This is a genomic window from Pseudomonas sp. DC3200b2, from assembly GCF_049895785.1.
GTDB classification, from domain to species: Bacteria; Pseudomonadota; Gammaproteobacteria; order Pseudomonadales; family Pseudomonadaceae; genus Aquipseudomonas; species Aquipseudomonas massiliensis.
On sequence record NZ_JAFCTA010000004.1, the window covers coordinates 39,581 to 56,886 of the forward strand.

General features: G+C 61.2%; 17 protein-coding genes. 8 read left to right on the top strand and 9 right to left on the bottom strand.

Translation table 11 applies throughout. The annotated features are described in order from the left end of the window. Positions 1-9 precede the first annotated feature (9 nt). The 4 genes from ACP691_RS12790 to ACP691_RS12805 all read left to right on the top strand — a co-directional run bounded on the left by ACP691_RS12790 (position 10) and on the right by ACP691_RS12805 (position 3,408). A complete protein-coding gene (locus ACP691_RS12790) occupies positions 10-720 on the top strand; it encodes a PA5502 family lipoprotein (protein WP_426151023.1) in 711 nt (236 codons plus the stop codon). A 208-nt stretch (positions 721-928) separates the two neighbouring features. Further along, positions 929-1,936: a methionine ABC transporter ATP-binding protein gene (locus ACP691_RS12795; RefSeq protein ID WP_426151021.1), complete on the top strand. Its 1,008-nt coding sequence runs from the start codon at positions 929-931 to the stop codon at positions 1,934-1,936. After that, on the top strand, positions 1,936-2,598 hold the full coding sequence (locus ACP691_RS12800; RefSeq protein WP_040260474.1) for a methionine ABC transporter permease: 663 nt from the start codon (positions 1,936-1,938) through the stop codon (positions 2,596-2,598). The genes ACP691_RS12795 and ACP691_RS12800 overlap by 1 nt, the downstream gene beginning before the upstream one ends. Positions 2,599-2,634: 36 nt before the next feature. Further along, positions 2,635-3,408: a MetQ/NlpA family ABC transporter substrate-binding protein gene (locus ACP691_RS12805; RefSeq protein WP_426151018.1), complete on the top strand. Its 774-nt coding sequence runs from the start codon at positions 2,635-2,637 to the stop codon at positions 3,406-3,408. Between the two features lies 1 nt (position 3,409). Here ACP691_RS12805 and ACP691_RS12810 read toward each other — a convergent pair whose 3' ends face one another. Next, complete coding sequence (locus ACP691_RS12810) at positions 3,410-4,042, bottom strand: SCO family protein (protein WP_426151016.1); 633 nt, start codon at positions 4,040-4,042, stop codon at positions 3,410-3,412. Between the two features lie 193 nt (positions 4,043-4,235). On the opposite strand from ACP691_RS12810, the gene ACP691_RS12815 reads away from it, so the two are divergent. Then, positions 4,236-4,880, top strand: a complete 645-nt coding sequence (locus ACP691_RS12815; protein ID WP_040260471.1) for a hypothetical protein — start codon at positions 4,236-4,238, stop codon at positions 4,878-4,880. A 10-nt stretch (positions 4,881-4,890) separates the two neighbouring features. Here the strand turns inward: ACP691_RS12815 and ACP691_RS12820 are convergent, their stop codons facing one another. The 5 genes from ACP691_RS12820 to ACP691_RS12840 all read right to left on the bottom strand — a co-directional run bounded on the left by ACP691_RS12820 (position 4,891) and on the right by ACP691_RS12840 (position 11,534). Continuing rightward, positions 4,891-6,384, bottom strand: coding sequence for a SulP family inorganic anion transporter (locus ACP691_RS12820; protein ID WP_426151136.1), 1,494 nt, complete (start codon positions 6,382-6,384; stop codon positions 4,891-4,893). A gap of 310 nt (positions 6,385-6,694) precedes the next feature. Continuing rightward, a complete protein-coding gene (locus tag ACP691_RS12825) occupies positions 6,695-7,411 on the bottom strand; it encodes a carbonic anhydrase (protein WP_040260469.1) in 717 nt (238 codons plus the stop codon). 260 nt (positions 7,412-7,671) lie between these two features. After that, the gene (locus ACP691_RS12830) at positions 7,672-8,730 is read right to left on the bottom strand and encodes a PA0069 family radical SAM protein (RefSeq protein WP_426151013.1); all 1,059 of its coding nucleotides are present in this window, start codon (positions 8,728-8,730) and stop codon (positions 7,672-7,674) included. A 70-nt stretch (positions 8,731-8,800) separates the two neighbouring features. Beyond that, positions 8,801-10,147, bottom strand: a complete 1,347-nt coding sequence (gene gudD, locus ACP691_RS12835) for a glucarate dehydratase (RefSeq protein WP_426151011.1) — start codon at positions 10,145-10,147, stop codon at positions 8,801-8,803. 28 nt (positions 10,148-10,175) lie between these two features. Further along, entirely contained in the window at positions 10,176-11,534 is a 1,359-nt protein-coding gene (locus ACP691_RS12840) for an MFS transporter (protein WP_426151009.1), read from the bottom strand. Between the two features lie 253 nt (positions 11,535-11,787). On the opposite strand from ACP691_RS12840, the gene ACP691_RS12845 reads away from it, so the two are divergent. Further along, positions 11,788-12,498, top strand: a complete 711-nt coding sequence (locus ACP691_RS12845; RefSeq protein ID WP_426151007.1) for a FadR/GntR family transcriptional regulator — start codon at positions 11,788-11,790, stop codon at positions 12,496-12,498. A gap of 64 nt (positions 12,499-12,562) precedes the next feature. On the opposite strand, the gene ACP691_RS12850 is transcribed toward ACP691_RS12845, so the two are convergent. Both ACP691_RS12850 and prlC read right to left on the bottom strand, forming a co-directional pair. Further along, a complete protein-coding gene (locus tag ACP691_RS12850; protein ID WP_187375315.1) occupies positions 12,563-12,829 on the bottom strand; it encodes a YheV family putative zinc ribbon protein in 267 nt (88 codons plus the stop codon). Beyond that, positions 12,829-14,880, bottom strand: a complete 2,052-nt coding sequence (gene prlC / locus ACP691_RS12855) for an oligopeptidase A (RefSeq protein ID WP_426199710.1) — start codon at positions 14,878-14,880, stop codon at positions 12,829-12,831. Before prlC ends, ACP691_RS12850 begins: the two co-directional genes overlap by 1 nt. A gap of 102 nt (positions 14,881-14,982) precedes the next feature. Between prlC and ACP691_RS12860 the strand changes: the two genes are divergently transcribed. Further along, the gene (locus ACP691_RS12860) at positions 14,983-15,543 is read left to right on the top strand and encodes a gamma carbonic anhydrase family protein (protein WP_426151133.1); all 561 of its coding nucleotides are present in this window, start codon (positions 14,983-14,985) and stop codon (positions 15,541-15,543) included. Continuing rightward, positions 15,543-16,199, top strand: coding sequence for an HAD family hydrolase (locus ACP691_RS12865; RefSeq protein ID WP_426151003.1), 657 nt, complete (start codon positions 15,543-15,545; stop codon positions 16,197-16,199). The genes ACP691_RS12860 and ACP691_RS12865 overlap by 1 nt, the downstream gene beginning before the upstream one ends. Here the strand turns inward: ACP691_RS12865 and ACP691_RS12870 are convergent. Further along, entirely contained in the window at positions 16,167-17,261 is a 1,095-nt protein-coding gene (locus ACP691_RS12870) for an aminopeptidase (protein WP_426151001.1), read from the bottom strand. The two genes, ACP691_RS12865 and ACP691_RS12870, sit on opposite strands and share 33 nt — an antisense overlap. Positions 17,262-17,306: the final 45 nt, after the last annotated feature.

Here is a 17,306-nt window from a genome sequence, read left to right on the forward strand (position 1 = left end):
AGTGGCGCAATGAAGCTTTTGACGTCTCGTTGTCTGCTGATCGTAGCCTGTTCCCTGGTGCTTGCCGGTTGTCAGAGCGCGCCACCCGTGCCTGCGTCGGCGCCACCACCCTCGGCCCTGGAAGTGCTGCGACAGAGCATTGACAGCAATGAACTGGCCACGGCCGAGGATCAACTTGCCGCCCTGCAAGCGCAAACCCCGGATGATCCCCAGCTGGAGACCGCTCAGCGCCAGCTCGCCGAGGCTTATCTCAAACGCAGCCAGATCGTATTGCAGAAGGGTGACGTGAACGCGGCCGCGACCGCCCTGGCTCGTGCCCGCGCCCTGATGCCTCAGGCGCCTGCGCTCACGGGTGGCGTCAATGGCGCTATCGCCCAGGCCCGCAAGGCTGAACTGGAAAAGGCCGAAGCGGCGCTCAAGGCCGCTGAAGCCAAGCCGATCGCACGGTTGATCGACCCTACCGCCAACAGTACGCCGGTGATCCTGGCAACCCAGGATCAACGTCAGCTGTGGGCTCAACTGGACGACCTCACCAGCGACATTGTCAATTACCGGTGCGATGTCGTGGTACAGGCGCCTCGTCAGGCCGATATTCCGTGGCTTGAAGCCCTGTTGCGCAAGCGCGTCATGCGCCGCGCGCCCGGGCTGGAATGGAAGCTCACCCATCGTATCGAGCGCAAGCAACCGGCGATCGTGATCCTGAGCCCCGCCAAGCCCTGAGCGCGACTCCAGGGCGGGCTTACGGCGCAACCGCCCTGGATAACGGCTTCGCTGCGCCAGGCTTCTTCTGATCAATCTCAAGCCGCGACAGTACGCCTCGGTGCGTCCTCGAAAGAAATTCTCAAGCCGAGCCACGCTCAGGTTAAAATGCGCGGTTTTGGCTAACCGCCCCAATGCGCCCACCCGGCGCGCGGCACGCAGGTGACCCGTGATCGAGTTTCAAGACGTCCACAAGACCTACCGGGTAGCCGGGCGGGACATTCCCGCGCTGCATCCTACCCGGCTCGTCATCCCTTCCGGCCAGGTCTTCGGCCTCATTGGCCACTCCGGCGCCGGCAAAAGCACTCTGTTGCGCCTGATCAATCGCCTGGAGCAACCCAGTGGCGGCGCCATCTTCATCGATGATGAGGATGTAACCGCTTATGGCGCCGATCGCCTGCGCCAGTTGCGCCAGCAGGTCGGCATGATCTTCCAGCATTTCAACCTGCTGGCCTCCAAGACCGTGGCCGACAATGTGGCCCTGCCCCTGCGCCTGGCCGGGGAGTTGTCCTCCAAGGATATCGACACCCGCGTCCAGGGCCTGCTGGCACGGGTCGGCTTGAGCGAGCACGCCCGCAAGTATCCCGCACAGCTGTCCGGCGGGCAGAAGCAACGGGTGGGTATCGCCCGCGCGCTGGCGACCCAGCCGAAGATCCTGCTGTGCGACGAAGCCACCAGCGCGCTCGACCCCCAAACCACGGCGTCGGTGCTGCGCTTGCTGGCCGAGATCAACCGCGAGCTGAACCTGACCATTGTACTGATCACCCATGAGATGGACGTGATCCGCCGGGTATGCGACCAGGTAGCGGTGATGGATGCCGGGCGGATCGTGGAACAGGGCCCTGTCGCGGATGTGTTCCTGCACCCCACGCACCCCACCACGAAGCGCTTCGTGCAGGAAGACGAGCACGTGGATGAAAACGAACAGCGCGACGACTTCGCCCATGTGCCCGGGCGCATCCTGCGCCTGACCTTCCAGGGTGAAGCCACCTATGCCCCCCTGCTGGGAACCGTGGCCCGCGAAACCGGAGTGGACTACAGCATCCTGGCCGGGCGCATCGACCGTATCAAGGATACCCCTTATGGCCAGCTCACCCTGGCCGTGACCGGCGGGGATCTGGAGGCGGCCTTCGCCCGCTTCGCTGAAGCCGACGTTCATATGGAGGTACTGCGCTGATGGATTTCTTCGCCAATGTGGACTGGACCGAAATCTGGCTGGCCACGGTCGATACCCTTTTGATGCTGGGCGGCTCGCTGCTGTTCACCGTCATCCTGGGCCTGCCATTGGGCGTGCTGCTCTTCCTCTGCGGGCCCCGGCAGCTTTTCGAGGAGCGTCGGGTCTATGCCCTGCTATCGTTCCTGGTGAACGTACTGCGCTCGCTGCCGTTCATCATCCTGCTGATCGTCATGATCCCCTTCACGGTGCTGATCACTGGCACCTCGCTTGGCGTAGCCGGGGCCATCCCTCCCCTGGTGGTAGGGGCTACGCCATTCTTCGCGCGGCTGGTGGAAACTGCCCTGCGCGAAGTGGATCGAGGCATCATCGAGGCGACCCAGGCCATGGGCGCCACTACCCGCCAGATAATCCTCAATGCGTTGCTGCCCGAAGCCCGGCCGGGGATTTTCGCGGCCATTACCGTAACGGCGATCACTCTGGTGTCCTATACCGCGATGGCGGGCGTAGTCGGTGCCGGCGGCTTGGGCGACCTGGCCATCCGCTTCGGTTACCAGCGCTTCCAGACGGATGTGATGATAGTCACTGTCATCCTGCTTTTGGTGCTGGTGCAGATCCTTCAAAGCATCGGCGATCGCCTGGTCGTTCATTTTTCCCGTAAATAAGCGTGGCCGCCGATTGCGGCCCGCAGGAGCCTTTCCATGAAAAAATTGCTTGCGGCCTTCGCCGCCGTGTTCTCGCTTGCCGCCCAGGCCAATGAAACCCTGACCGTGGCCGCCACGGCGGTACCCCACGCCGAAATCCTTGAGTTCGTCAAACCCGTCCTGGCCGCCGAAGGGGTAGACCTCAACATCAAGGTCTTCACCGATTATGTGCAGCCCAACGTTCAGGTCGCCGAGAAGCGTTTGGACGCCAACTTCTTTCAGCACCAGCCGTATCTGAACGAGTTCAACAATGGCAAGGGCACTGATCTGCTCGCGGTCACCGGCGTTCACCTGGAGCCGCTGGGCGCCTACTCGAGCAAGTACAAGACCCTGGCCGAGTTGCCTGGCGGTGCCAACGTGGTCATTCCCAACGATGCCACCAATGGTGGGCGGGCCCTGTTGCTGCTGCAGAACGCCGGCCTGATCAAACTGCAGAATCCGCGGGATATCCTGGCAACACCCAAGGACGTTATCGAGAATCCGAAGGATCTGAAGATCCGCGAACTGGAAGCCGCCACGCTGCCACGTGTGCTGACTCAGGTGGACCTGGCCCTGATCAATACCAACTATGCCCTCGAGGCCAAGCTGGATCCGGCCCATGACGCCCTGGTCATCGAAGGCAATGATTCGCCCTATGTAAACATCCTGGTGGCCCGTCCGGACAACAAGGACAGCCCGGCCATGCAGAAGCTGGCCACGGCGCTGCACAGCCCTGAGCTCAGGCAGTTCATTCTGGATAAATACAAGGGCGCGGTTTTGCCCGCCTTTTGAACTAACTTCCCTCGACCAGCTGCGGCAGCCGCCGCAGCAATTGGGACGAATCGAAAGGCGCGCGGATGAAACCGCGTAGCCGACCGTCAGGGCCAATCACCGCCAGGTTGCCGCTGTGCTGTACGGTGTAGTTGGGCTTGCTTGTGTCAGCGGGGAGGTAGGGGATGCTCAGGCCCGTGGACAACTGCGTCAGAACGTCCTCAGGCGCGGTCAAGCCAACGAACCCTGGATCGAAATAGCTCAGGTAGTTCTTGAGCTGCTCTGGCGTATCCCGATGGGGGTCGACGCTGACTAAATACACCCGCAGCCGCCCCGCAATTTCAGGCGAGAGCTTGCGCTTGATCTCGCGCAGTTGCGCCAATGTAGTGGGGCAGATGTCCGGGCAGAACGTATAGCCGAAGAACAGCAGGCTCCAGGCGCCCTTGAGCTGATCCATGGCGACCGCCTGTCCATCCTGGTTCGTCATGGTGACGGTCGGCACGGCGCGGCCCTGAGGCAGAAGGATGATCCCGGCCTCGACCAACTCGGTACGTTCATCAGGGCCTTCCTGGCTGAGCATCCGCTCAACCGCCCAACCTGCACCCAGGGCAGCTACAGTAATGACAGCAGCGGCCGTTTTTTCCAGACGAGTCATGTTCAGCTCCCGAGGCAGAAGCCGCTACGCTAAAAGGCTGAAGGGCGAGGCGCAACCTCGCGCGAGCAATCAGTACTGGCCATATGACATAACCTAATGAAATAACCAGGCCATGGTTATGACAATTTCATCTTATTCAGCGCTGGGCCGCGACTATCGTAGGGGCTTTGCGTCATGTTTAGCTGGAGACACCATGAATACCGCCGCCATACGCGAGTTGATCGACCGCGCCCATGCACATGAACAGCGAACCGGGCAATTGGCCCGGCACCTGGAGGAGCACCGTTCGAATTTGCATCATTCGATCACCTTCGCTGAAGCGCCCATGAGCGACGATGCCTTGCTCCCGCGCTTCGTTGACGCATACATCCAGCAGGTGCCGGACCTTATCGATGCGGCGGCCCAGGTGGCCATAGACGCTGGCATAGCCGCGCAAATCCATCCTGTACTCAACATCGCCACGGAATACTTTCTGCAGCCGCCCGCTATCCTGAACGGCCATGACGGCATGGACGGCCTGCTGGATGAAGCCTACCTGGCCCATCGCTTGGTGGAAGAGGTCAACGACCTTTATATTCGTCACTTTTCCCAGCCGCTGATTCCGGTAGATACCACAGTGGCGAACCTGATCGCCCACAATCTGATCGGCGAGCCCTTCGCCAATCAACTGGACGAGGTGGTGCATCACTCCATGGACCAGCTGCTCGATGACGAAGCCTTCGAGCAGGACACTGTCCAGGCCTACAAGGACAGGCTCACCAGCCCCGAGACGGGCGCGGCCTGGAAACGCTGGCCCTGCCTGTCCCGCCAACTGGGCGTGGGGCTGGATATCGCCTGAGGCGCCGGCCTTACCCGCTCGCGCTCAGGCCGGTGGTTGTGCGCAGGCGACCCTCGACCCTGCGCTTGAGCCCACGGGTTTCGATGGTCAGGCGCGAGCCGCTGGCCTGATTGGCGCGGCCCCAATCTTCCAGTAGCTCCAGACATGAGTGATCGATGTAACTCAAGCCGCCAAGGGGCACGTGCACATGGCTGCCGGGGGGAATGCTGGCCAGGGCCTTGGTCAGCGCCGGCACCTTCAGGAAGGTGGCCGCGCCCGTCAGGCGCAGCTCCAGCTGACCTTCGCCCAAGGGTATCAGAGCGATCTTCAGGCGAGAGGCTTTCAGCGCCAACTTGAGCAGGGTCAGGGCGAAGCCCAGCAACACGCCGGTCAGCAAGTCAGTGAACACAATGGCCAGCGCTGTTGCGGCATAGGTGAACATCGGCATGCGGCCATAACGACCCAGCCCACGGAAGGCCTTGAAATCCACCAGTTTCACACCCGTGAACACCAGCACACCGGCCAGGCTAGCCACTGGAATGCTCTGCAACACTGTCGAGAGCAAAAGCACGAAGGCGAGCAGCCAGAGGCCGTGGAAAATGGCCGAGGCACGGGTTTGCGCCCCAGCCTGGACATTGGCCGAGCTGCGTACGATCACCCCGGTCATGGGCAAGGCACCCAGCACACCGCAGAGCATGTTGCCCACGCCCTGGGCAGACAGCTCGCGGTCGAAGTCCGAGCGCGGACCACTGTGCATGCGATCTACCGCGGCGGCAGACAACAGCGTTTCGGCGCTGGCGATGAATGCCAGGGCCACGGCCGCGATCAGCACGGCGGGATCAGCCAGCGCCATCAGGTCGGTAGGGGTGAGCCAGTCGATGGCCTCAGCAAGGTTTTCAGGCACCTGCACCCGCTTGACCTGGAGGGGTAGCAGCAGACTGATCACCGTAGCGGCGGTGACCCCCAGCAAGGCGCCCGGAATGAAACGCAACCGTGCCGGACGTAGCTTCTCCCACGTCCACATGATGGCAATGGTCAACAAGCCCAGGAGGCCGGCTTGCCAGCCTAATCCTCCGCCCAAGGTAGGCAGGGCATCCCCCACCGCGCCTGGAAATTGCAGCAGGTTGGCCATCCCCGAAGGCTGGGGCGCCTGATCCAGCATGACGTGGATCTGCGAAAGCACGATCAATATGCCGATCCCCGCCAACATTCCATACACCACGGCAGGCGCGGTGACCCGGAACCAGCAGCCGAGCTTGAAGCGCCCGGCCAGCAACTGTAGCCCACCGGCCAGTACCAGGATCGGGCCCAGCATTCCCAGCCCATGCTGGCGGACCAGCTCGAATACCAATACCGCCAACCCGGCGGCAGGCCCGCTGACCTGAAGGGGCGAGCCTGCCAGGAAGCCGACGACCAAGCCGCCCACGATGCCGGTGATCAACCCTTTGGCTGGCGGCACGCCGGAGGCAATGGCAATACCCATGCACAACGGCAGCGCTACCAGAAATACCACTACCGAAGCCATCAGCTCGCGCGGCAAAGCCGCTTTTATTTGCGTAATAGTCACGTTGCTCTCCTGAACTTACTTCAGGCCGTGGCCGGACCGTTATGAACAGGCACGTCGAATGCGGGACAGCGAAACTGGCGAATGCGGCACGCAGCCGCTTCGCCAGCTTCATCCAATTCCTGCAGGAAGTACCCGTTTTTGATTGTTCTTATTGAAAACGGAAGCGGCCAGAACTTCATCGAAGATGGCGTTCAACCCTGGCCTGTAATCACTGATCCATTAGGCATGGCCCATCGACGGGCAGCGGTGGTCTACGTGTGCTGCATTCCTAGAAGCGTCCCTTGGGCGTCGCGCTAGGGGTATCAGGGCTGTCCAGCGGCAGGAAGCAGTCCTGCTCGGCATCGTAGGCTTTGATTTCGCTGGTTTCGATGTTGTATACCCAGCCGTGGATGAACAACTGACCGCTGGCGATGCGCGCGGCCACCGAGGGGTGGGTGCGCAGGTGGCGAAGCTGAGCGATAACGTTTTCCTCGGTAAGCACCGCCATGGTCTCGGCCTCCGAACCACAATTGCAGTTCTCGTGCACCACGGTTTTCGCCGCCTCGGCATGGCGCAGCCAGGCGGCTACGGTCGGCATCTTTTCCAGGCTGTCCGGGTTCAGCACGGCCCGCATCGCGCCGCAATCGGAGTGGCCGCAGATGATCACATGCTGGACTCCAAGCGCCATCACCGCATATTCAAGCGCGGTGGAAACGCCCCCGTTCATCTGGCCATAGGGAGGGACCACGTTACCGACGTTACGGGTCACGAACAGATCACCAGGGGAACTATTGGTGATCAACTCGGGCACGATCCGCGAATCCGCGCAAGTGATGAACATGGCACGCGGCCGCTGCGCCGTGGCCAGCTTCTTGAAAAGCGCCTGCTGTTCCGGAAACACCTCTTGGTGGAAATGGCGGAAGCCGTTGACGATACGTTGCAGCGACTGCTCAGCGCTTTCGTCGACAGTGGCCGGGTCGGGGAGGGGTTGATCCATCGAATCCATGCTTGATCCTCTTGACGGTAAGACTCGCCCCACAAGGGGTGGAGAAAAATCCTACACTGAAAGCTTTCACCCAGGTATTAAACAAAGTGTGACCGAATGAGACAATTCTCAAACTAATATCTTGACCTTAATCAAAGCTTAAGTGTCCTTATCCAGACATAAAGGACTTCCGGACTGATGGACTAATAGCTAAATAACATTAAATGCTGGCAGTCTGCTTACTGCTCTATATATTCAACAGCCAACTCCTATTTCAAAGCTTAAAGCAGTGACAGTTGCTGCCCCGGTGGGCTGAACGCATGGCAATCCAGGCCATCGTCAGCACGTGCTTGAAAGCCGGCCCGCTTGACAGCATGGGCAAAGCGCCTGGCAACCATCTGGGCAAAAACACCTTCTCCCTTCATGCGCTCACCGAAGCGTGCGTCATAGAGTTCACCACCCCGGCTTTGCCGAATTAGGCTGAGAACATGGTTCGCCCGTTGCGGATAATGAACACGCAACCATTCCTCGAACAGCGGCGCTACCTCCAGCGGCAAGCGCAGCAACACATAATGGGCGCTGCTCGCCCCGGCTTTCGCGGCGGCCTGGATCATGGCTTCGAGCTCATGATCGTTGATGGCCGGAATGACAGGCGCACAGATTACCCCTACGGGTATCCCTGCTTCAGCCAGCACCCGTATGGCTCGCAAACGCGCCCCAGGCGCCGCGGCCCGTGGTTCCAAGGTACGCTTGAGGTCGTTGTCCAGTGTCGTCAGGCTGATCATGACTCGCACCAGGCGCAGGCTGGCCAATTCCCGAAGGATGTCCAGGTCACGCAATATCATCGCGCCCTTGGTCGTGACGGTTACAGGGTGGCGATACCGCAGCAAAACCTCCAGCAGCTCCCGGGTTATGCGGCAGTCCTGTTCGATAGGCTGGTAAGGGTCGGTGTTGGCGCCCAGGGCAATGGGCGCGCACCGGTAACCCGGTTTGCCCAAGGTTTCCTCCAGCCGTTGCGCAGCGTTGGTCTTGGCGATCAGGCGCGTTTCGAAATCCAGCCCCGGTGACATGTCCCAATAGGCATGGGTAGGGCGGGCAAAGCAGTAGATACAACCGTGCTCGCAGCCTCGGTAGGGGTTGATCGAGCGATCGAAGGGGATATCCGGTGAACTGTTGCGGGTGATGATGGTTTTCGCCGCTTCGATACGGACCTCGGTGTGGACGCTGGCTGGCACTTCCTGATGCCAGCCATCATCCTCGAGCACCGAGCGTTGTCTGTGAAAACGGTTGTCCGGATTGCTGACCGCACCGCGGCCGCGCTGGGGAGCTCTGGGTAACATGGAACAGGCCCTATACTGTATGAAAAACCAGTATAGACCTGCTCCGCCCTTTGGTACTGCCCCTTGTCGCCTAGCGCACCAGGCAAGGCCGCTTGTTATCGAAGCGCCAGTTCGGGATCAGGAACTGCATCGCTACCGCGTCGTCGCGAGCACCCAAACCCATTCCCTTGTACAGCTCATGGGCTTTGGCCACGGCGTCCATGTCGATTTCCACACCCAGGCCTGGCTTCTTCGGCACGGCGACATGGCCATTGACGATCTGCAGTGGCTCGCGGGTCAGACGCTGACCGTCCTGCCAGATCCAGTGCGTGTCGATGGCAGTGATCTCGCCCGGTGCCGCCGCTGCCACCTGGGTAAACATGGCCAGGGAAATATCGAAATGGTTGTTCGAATGCGAGCCCCAGGTCAGACCCCAATCGTTGCACATCTGGGCCACTCGAACGGAGCCTTGTAGGGTCCAGAAGTGCGGGTCCGCCAGCGGAATGTCCACGGCTTGGGACTGGATGGCATGGCCCATCTGCCGCCAATCCGTGGCAATCATATTGGTTGCGGTGGGCAGGCCGGTCGCACGACGGAATTCAGCCATCACTTCACGGCCGGAGTAACCGTCTTCCGCTCCGCAGGGATCTTCGGCATAGGCCAGCACATGATGCTGGTCTCGGCAGAGGCGTATGGCTTCCTTCAACGACCAGGCGCCGTTCGGGTCCAGGGTGATACGGGCTTGGGGGAAACGCTCGGCCAAAGCGGTGACCGCTTCGATTTCTTCCTCACCGCGCAACACGCCACCCTTGAGCTTGAAATCGTTGAAGCCATAGCGGGCCTGGGCGGCTTCGGCCAGGCGGACCACCGCTTCCGGCGTCAGGGCCTTTTCGTTGCGCAGGCGGAACCAGTCGTCAGGGCCGTCTTCGCTACGGTAGCCGAGGGTGGTCTGCCCTCGATCACCGATGTAGAACAGGTAACCCAGCATCTTCACCGCGTCGCGCTGCTGCCCTTCGCCCAGAAGCGCGGCCACTGGCACGTCGAGGAACTGGCCCAGCAGGTCGAGCAGGGCCGCTTCCATGGCGGTTACCGCATGAATGGTGATGCGCAGGTCGAAGGTCTGCAACCCACGGCCGGCGCTGTCCCGCGCCGCGAAGGCCTCGCGCATGCGATTGAGGATCTGCTGGTACTGGCCGATGGGCTGGCCGACCACCAGCGCGCGGGCGTCTTCCAAGGTTTCACGGATACGCTCGCCACCAGGCACTTCGCCAACGCCGATATGCCCGGCGTTGTCCTTGAGGATCACAATGTTACGGGTAAAGAAGGGTCCATGCGCGCCGCTGAGGTTGAGCAGCATGCTGTCATGCCCAGCCACTGGAATCACTTGCAGGTCAGTGACGACGGGGGCCTGGCCGGCCGTTCGGGAAAGATCGTTCATGGTCATGTCCTTGTCAGGTTCCGTAGTCTCAGTGAGGCTTGCCCAGGGCGGTACCCGCGCCTGGCTGGTTCAAGGGCGGCTGAGCGCCGGGGCGGGTCTTGGCGAAGAACACCAGTATGGCGGCCAGGATCGAGGTGCCGGCCAAGCCATACAGGCCACCAACGATGGAACCGGTTTGTTGTTCCAGGAAACCGAAGGTGGCTGGCGCGAAGAAGCCCCCCAGGTTACCGAGGGAGTTGATCAGCGCGATGACCGCCGCAGCGATTCGCGCATCCAGGTAAGCCTGAGGGATCGGCCAGAACAGCGCGGAGGCGGATTTGAAGCCAATGGCGGCGAAGCATACCGCCACGAAGGCGAAGATCGGGCCGCCCGTGGTGGACAGGAACATTCCCAACGCGGCGATGAGCAGGGCACAGGCAACCCAGGCCTGCTGGAAGCGCCATTTGCCAGAAGCGGCGGCAAAGGCATACATGGCAATGATCGAAATCAGCCAGGGAATCGAGTTGAACAGGCCCACCTGGAAATCGCTGAGGTCACCCATTTTCTTGATGATGCTGGGCAGCCAGAAGGTCGCGGCATAGATGGTCAGCTGAATGCAGAAGTACAACAGGCAGAACAGCAGGATCTGTCCGTCCTTGAGTAACTGGCCCATGGTCGGTTTCACGGTGGCGAGTGCCTCGCGCTCGCGTTGCTCCTGGTCGATGGCCTGTACCAGCGCGTCCTGCTCATCTCGGCTGAGCCATTTGGCATCATGGGGCCGCGAATCGAGCCAGAACCACACGATGAAACACAGGAACACTGATGCCAGCCCTTCGATCAGGAACATCCACTGCCAGCCGCGCAGGTTCAGGCCCTCGATGCCCAGCAATGCGCCGGACAAGGGGCCGGAAATCAACGAGGCGATGGCCGAGCCGCTGAGAAATATGGCGATGGCCTTGCCACGCTCGACACCGGGCAACCACCGGGTGAAGTAGTAGATCACGCCTGGAAAGAAGCCTGCTTCGGCGATGCCCAGCAAGAAGCGCAGGATGTAGAACTGAGTTTCGTTCTGCACGAAGGCCATCAGCGTAGCTACGATGCCCCAGGTGAACATGATACGGGTAAGCCACAAACGGGCGCCTATGCGCTGGAGCAGGATATTGGAAGGGACTTCGAACAAGGCATAGCCAATGAAGAACAGCCCGGCGCCTAATCCGTAAGCCGCGGCACCGATACCCAGGTCGTGTTCAAGATGCGTGCGGACAAAGCCAATGTTCACCCGGTCAATGTAGTTGACGATGAACATGATGACGAACAGCGGAAGCACGCGCTGCTTCACCTTCGCCACGGCACGAGCCAGCACTGTGTCGATTTCGCCGGAGCCGGCGACCACCTTCGAATTGCTCACATTGATACTCCCACTGTTATTTTTATGCGGGGTAGGGCGCGTTGCGCCTCAAACCGCGATCAGGGCTAAACGACCCCTACGCTGATAGACATCATACAACTGGTTTCCCAACGCTACAATCCTTTGACCCATTACGCTGGGCGTATACCGTAAAAACACCAAGGACCCCCAGGGTTAAAGGTGTGTTGTCATACAACAAGCCCGTTGCGCTCGTGGATGTTAAGATGACCATCTCATGCATCGGACTTGCGACATGCCTTCCCATAGCGAACAAGCCACTCGACGCCGCGCGCCCAACCTGGCACACGACCTGGTCAATGAGCTGACCCAGCGCATTCTTCGCGGCGATTACCCTATGGGGCAGAAATTGCCTTCAGAAACGGCCATCGTTGGCGAGCATGGCGTGAGCCGCACAGTGGTGCGTGAAGCCTTGTCCAAACTCCAGGCCGCCGGGCTGGTAGAGACTCGGCACGGTGTGGGTACCTTTGTGATGGAGCGCGTGCCCCAGGCTGGCATGCGCCTCAACGTCGCTACCCTGACCAACGTGCGTAGCGTGCTGGAGCTACGCATGGGCCTGGAAACTCAGGCGGCGGCACTGGCGGCGCGGCGGCGCAGCGAAGCTCAACTGTCACAGATGCGCGAGGCGCTGGACGATTACCAAAACTTGCTGGCCAACAACGACAGTTGTGTGGAAGCTGATCGCCGGTTCCACTTGCTTATCGCCCAGGCCACCGGGAATGACTGCTTTGCAGAGATGCTCCTGCACCTGGGCGCCGCGCTCATTCCACGCACCCAGCTCAACCACCAGGAGCGCGGCGGCGAGGATTTCACGGTACTGGGGCGCATGGCCCAGGCTGAACACGAAGCCATCTATGCCGCCATTCGACGACAAGACGCCGACGCCGCCCGAGCAGCCATGCTGCTGCACTTGAGCAACAGCATGGAGCGTTTTCACGCCGGCTGACTTCCATGGTGGGACGGTTTGAAGCCGATTTCGCCAGCTGGCGCTGACTCCCACCGGGCAGACGTCACTTCTTCAACTTGGGGTTGGGGAAGAACTGCACGGTCTGCACCTTCGGCTTGGGCTTGGCTTCGGCCTGGTTCACTCGGGTGCCCAACTCACGAGGAATGGACTGGCCCTGGGCATTGAGGGTATCGGAATAGCCGCAGGCCACGCATTCACGATGAGGAACGTCGTCTTCGTTCCACATCATCAACTTGTCCATTTCACTACAGGCCGGGCAAACCGCCCCGGCGATGAACCGCTTCTTGGTTTTGCTCACCACAGCCTCCATCACGCCGCCTCGCCTTCCACCAGGCCGCTGTGACGCAGCAGCGCATCGATGGATGGCTCTCGGCCGCGGAAATCCTTGAACAGTACCAGAGGCGCCTGGGAACCTCCCCGCGCCAGAATGGCTTCACGGAATGCCCGCCCCGTTTCGGGGTTGAGCACACCGTCCTCCTCGAAGCGGGAGAAGGCATCCGCCGAAAGTACCTCGGCCCACTTGTAGCTGTAATAGCCCGCGGCATAACCACCGGCAAAGATGTGCGAGAAACTGTTGGGGAAGCGGTTGTACGCCGGTGGCCGCATGACCGACACCTGATCGCGGATGCCTTCGAGCACCTCAAGCGGAGTGCGCCCGTCGCCGTGGCTGACGTGCAGCTCGAAGTCGAACAGCGAGAACTCCAGCTGGCGCACCATCATCAGGCCGGACTGGAAGTTCTTCGCCGCCAGCATCTTGTCCAACAGGTCCTTGGGCAACGGCTCGCCAGTTTCGTAATGGCCAGACATCAATGCCAGGCCTTCGGGCTCCCAGCACCAGTTTTCCATGAACTGGCTCGGCAGCTCTACCGCATCCCAGGCCACGCCGTTGATGCCGGACACTCCAGCATGCTCGATGCGAGTGAGCAAGTGATGCAGGCCATGACCGAACTCATGGAAGAGGGTGGTCACCTCGTCGTGAGTCAGCAGCGCTGGCTTGCCAGGTACCGCTGGGGTGAAATTGCAGACCAGGTTGGCGACCGGGCTTTGCAGGCGGCCATCGACTGTGCGCCGACGGTCCTTGGCACCGTCCATCCAGGCGCCGCCGCGCTTGTTGGCGCGCGCGTAGAGGTCAAAGAAGAAGCGCCCCACATGCTGGCCGTTTTCCGTGATCTCGAACAGACGTACGTCCGGGTGCCAGCTATCGAAGCCGGACAGCTCCGCGATTTCGATGCCGTAGAGCTTCTGCACGATGGCGAACAGCCCGTCGAGCACCTTGTCGATGGGGAAATAGACACGCAGGGTTTCCTGGGAAACGCTATAGCGCTGCTCCCGAAGCTTTTCCCCATAGAAGCCACTGTCCCAGCTTTGCAGATCCGGGCAACCATGCCCGGCAGCAAAAGCCTTGAGCTGTTCCAGGTCCTGAGCGGCGAACGGCTTGCTGCGCTGGGCCAGGTCACGCAGGAACCCGAGCACCTGGTCGCTGGATTCGGCCATCTTGGTGGCCAGGCTCAGTTCTGCGTAGTTGCCAAAGCCCAGCAGCCTGGCCAGTTCCTGACGCAGGTCGAGGATTTCGTTCATCACCGGCCCGTTATCGAACTGGCCGGCATTGGGCCCCTGGTCGGAGGCGCGAGTCGAGTAGGCCCGGTAGACCTCCTCGCGCAGAGCGCGATCTTCGGCGTAGGTCATCACCGCATAGTAGCTGGGGAACTCCAAGGTAATCAGCCAGCCTTCCAAGCCCTTGGCCTGAGCGGCGGCCGCCATCTGCGCGCGCGCCGATTCCGGCAGGCCTGCCAGCGCCTGCTCGTCCGTTATCAGCTTGGTCCAGGCCTGGGTGGCGTCGAGCAGTTGGTTGGAGAACTTGCTGCCTAGCTCGGAGAGCTTGCTCTGCACCTCGGCATAGCGCTGTTGCTGTTCAGCCGGCAGGTCGATGCCGGAAAGGCGGAAGTCTCGCAGCGAATGTTCCAGGATGGTCTTCTGGGCCATGTCGAATCCCTGGGCGGCGGGGCTTGCCGCCAGTGCCTGGAAGGCTTCGAACAGCTGGCGGTTCTGGCCCAGTTCGGTGGAGTAGGCGCTCAAGGCGGGCAGGCAAGCCTCGTAGGCCTGGCGCAGCTCAGGGCTGTTGCACACTGCATTGAGGTGGCTGACCGGGCTCCAGGCCGCACCGAGGCGGTCGTTGAGCTCGTCCATGGCCAGTACCAGCCCTTCCCAACTGGGCTCGCTGCCTTGGCGCTCGAGAATGGCGCTGACCTGGGCGCGGTTATCCGCGAGAATGCGCTCGATCGCCGGCTGAACGTGCTCGGGCAGAATCGCCGAAAAGGGCGGCAGATCGTAGGGCTGGAGCAGCGGATTGGTCTCGGTCACGGTCACATACCTTGGCTTGGAGAAGAAACACTGGTTCATCTTAATTACAATCAACGGTCACCGCAGCATCGGTGGCGCCTATTGTCGGTACAGAAGGAGACTATCGTGATTCGCACATTCGCAGGGCACAGCCCCGTGGTCGGGCCAGGAGCCTTTGTAGACGCCAGTGCGGTAGTCATCGGCGATGTCCATATCGGCGAGGATAGCTCCGTCTGGCCTTTGACCGTCATCCGCGGCGATATGCACCGCATTCGGATCGGCCAACGCACCAGCGTGCAGGACGGCAGCGTGCTGCACATCACCCATGCCGGGCCTTACAACGAAAAGGGCTTTCCCTTGGTAATCGGCAATGACGTCACCATTGGCCACAAGGTGATCCTGCACGGCTGCACTCTGGGCGACCGCATCCTGGTCGGCATGGGCAGCACGGTGATGGATGGCGCCGTGGTCGAAGACGACGTGATCATAGGTGCCGGCAGTCTCGTGCCGCCTGGCAAGGTCCTGCAAAGCGGCTTTCTGTACGTGGGTAGCCCGGTGAAACAGGTGCGGCCGCTGACCGAGAAGGAGCGCAGCTTCTTCACCTATACCGCTGGCAACTACGTCAAGCTCAAGGACCAGCACCTGGCCGAAGGCTTCGATCGATGCCAGCCCGAGGCCCGTTGATGCGCTATCACAATGTTCTCTTCGACCTGGACGGCACCCTCACCGACCCGCGCGAGGGCATTACCCGCTCCATCCAGTATGCACTGGCCAAACTCGGCATCGACGAGCCCGACCTGTGCAAGCTGGAGCATTTCATCGGCCCGCCGTTGCTAGAAGCCTTCATGCAGTTCTATGGGTTCGACGAGGCACGCGCCTGGGAAGCAGTAAATTTCTATCGCGAGCGATTCAAGGTCACTGGTCTGTATGAGAACGAGATGTTCGAAGGCGTCATTGAACTCCTCGATCTGCTACGCGCCCAGGAACGTACTCTGTTCGTGGCGACCTCCAAGCCCTGGGCCTTTGCCCGCGAGATCGCCCGGCACTTTGGCTTCGACCAGCATTTCAAGCTGATCTACGGCAGCGAACTGGATGGCACCCGTACCGACAAGGTCCAACTGATCGCCCACCTGCTCGAAGTCGAAGGGCTGGACCCTAGCGATACCCTGATGATCGGTGATCGCAAGCACGACCTGATCGGGGCGCGTCGCAACGGCCTTGCCGCTGTAGCGGTCGGCTACGGCTTCGGCAGCTTTGAGGAACTGGAAGCCGAAGCGCCTGAATTCCATTTCGCCACCCTTGCGGCCCTACACCGAGCCTTCAGCGAGCAGCGCCTGTAGCGCTCGCTGTCGCGCTTCAGCGGATTGTCCGGCGAGGCTGCGAACCGCTTCATGAAAGGCTCGCCAGTTTTGTCCGGCGCGCTCGTAGAGCCGGGCAAAGGCTGGAACGTACTGGTCGTACAGACCGAACGGGAGCAGCTTGGCATTGTTGATAGGCCCTTGCACCCAAGCGTCGTACGGCCCCTTTCCTTGCCACAGGCTGTCCCGCAACTGCCGGTAGTCTTGGCGAAACTGTTCGATCAAGGCGGCTTTCCGGGCTCGCATCAACGTGGACGCCATGGGCTGGGCGTATAGCATGCCGAGGCGGTCGCGCAACCCAAGCACCCGTTGAACGAAGACGTCCCGCTTTTCTTCCGGAGCTTGCTCGACCGAAGGCAGACCACGCGCGCGGCGCCATTGGCGGGTACCCTCCCGTTCAACGAAGGTGGCGTAGGATTCATTGAAAGAGGTATCCCCCGGCGCATAGATCAGCTGATGCGCCAGTTCATGAAAGATCAGGCTGGCGAGGCGTTCGCTGTCCCAGCCCACCATGGAGCTGAGGATCGGGTCATCGAACCATCCCAGCGTGGAATAGGCCTCGACCCCACCGAGGTATACATCCAGTCCTTGCAAGCGCATCAGCGCCGCCGCGCCACGGGCGCGTCCTTGCTCGTAATAGCCACGGTAGGCCACGCAGCCAGCGATGGGAAAACAGTGTTGCACCGGCTCAAGGGAAAATTCGGGCGTCGCGAACAGGTTCCACACTACGTAGGGCCGGTGAATGTCGGCATACAGACGATAGCTACGGTTGTCTGGCAGGCCTAGCTGTTCACTGGCGAAGGTCCGTGCCTGCTGGGCGTCGACCAGTCGGGCACGCAAGGCTGGTGTAGTGCGGGGATCGGCGATTGTCTGTGTGACCGGTTCGCGCGCGCGAAGCAAGGCGAACTGGCCACGTGCCGGCTGCTGGTAGTAGTCCAGGGTAGAGCAACCGCCGAGCAGAAAACACCCTGCCATGGGAACCAACAGCCTGGAAAGACGGTCGAGAGGGCCGTGGCGCGAACGCCAGAAAATAAATCCGAACATGCGTCAGGTCGCCTTGAAGTGGCCTCACAGGGCCTGGTCCGAGGT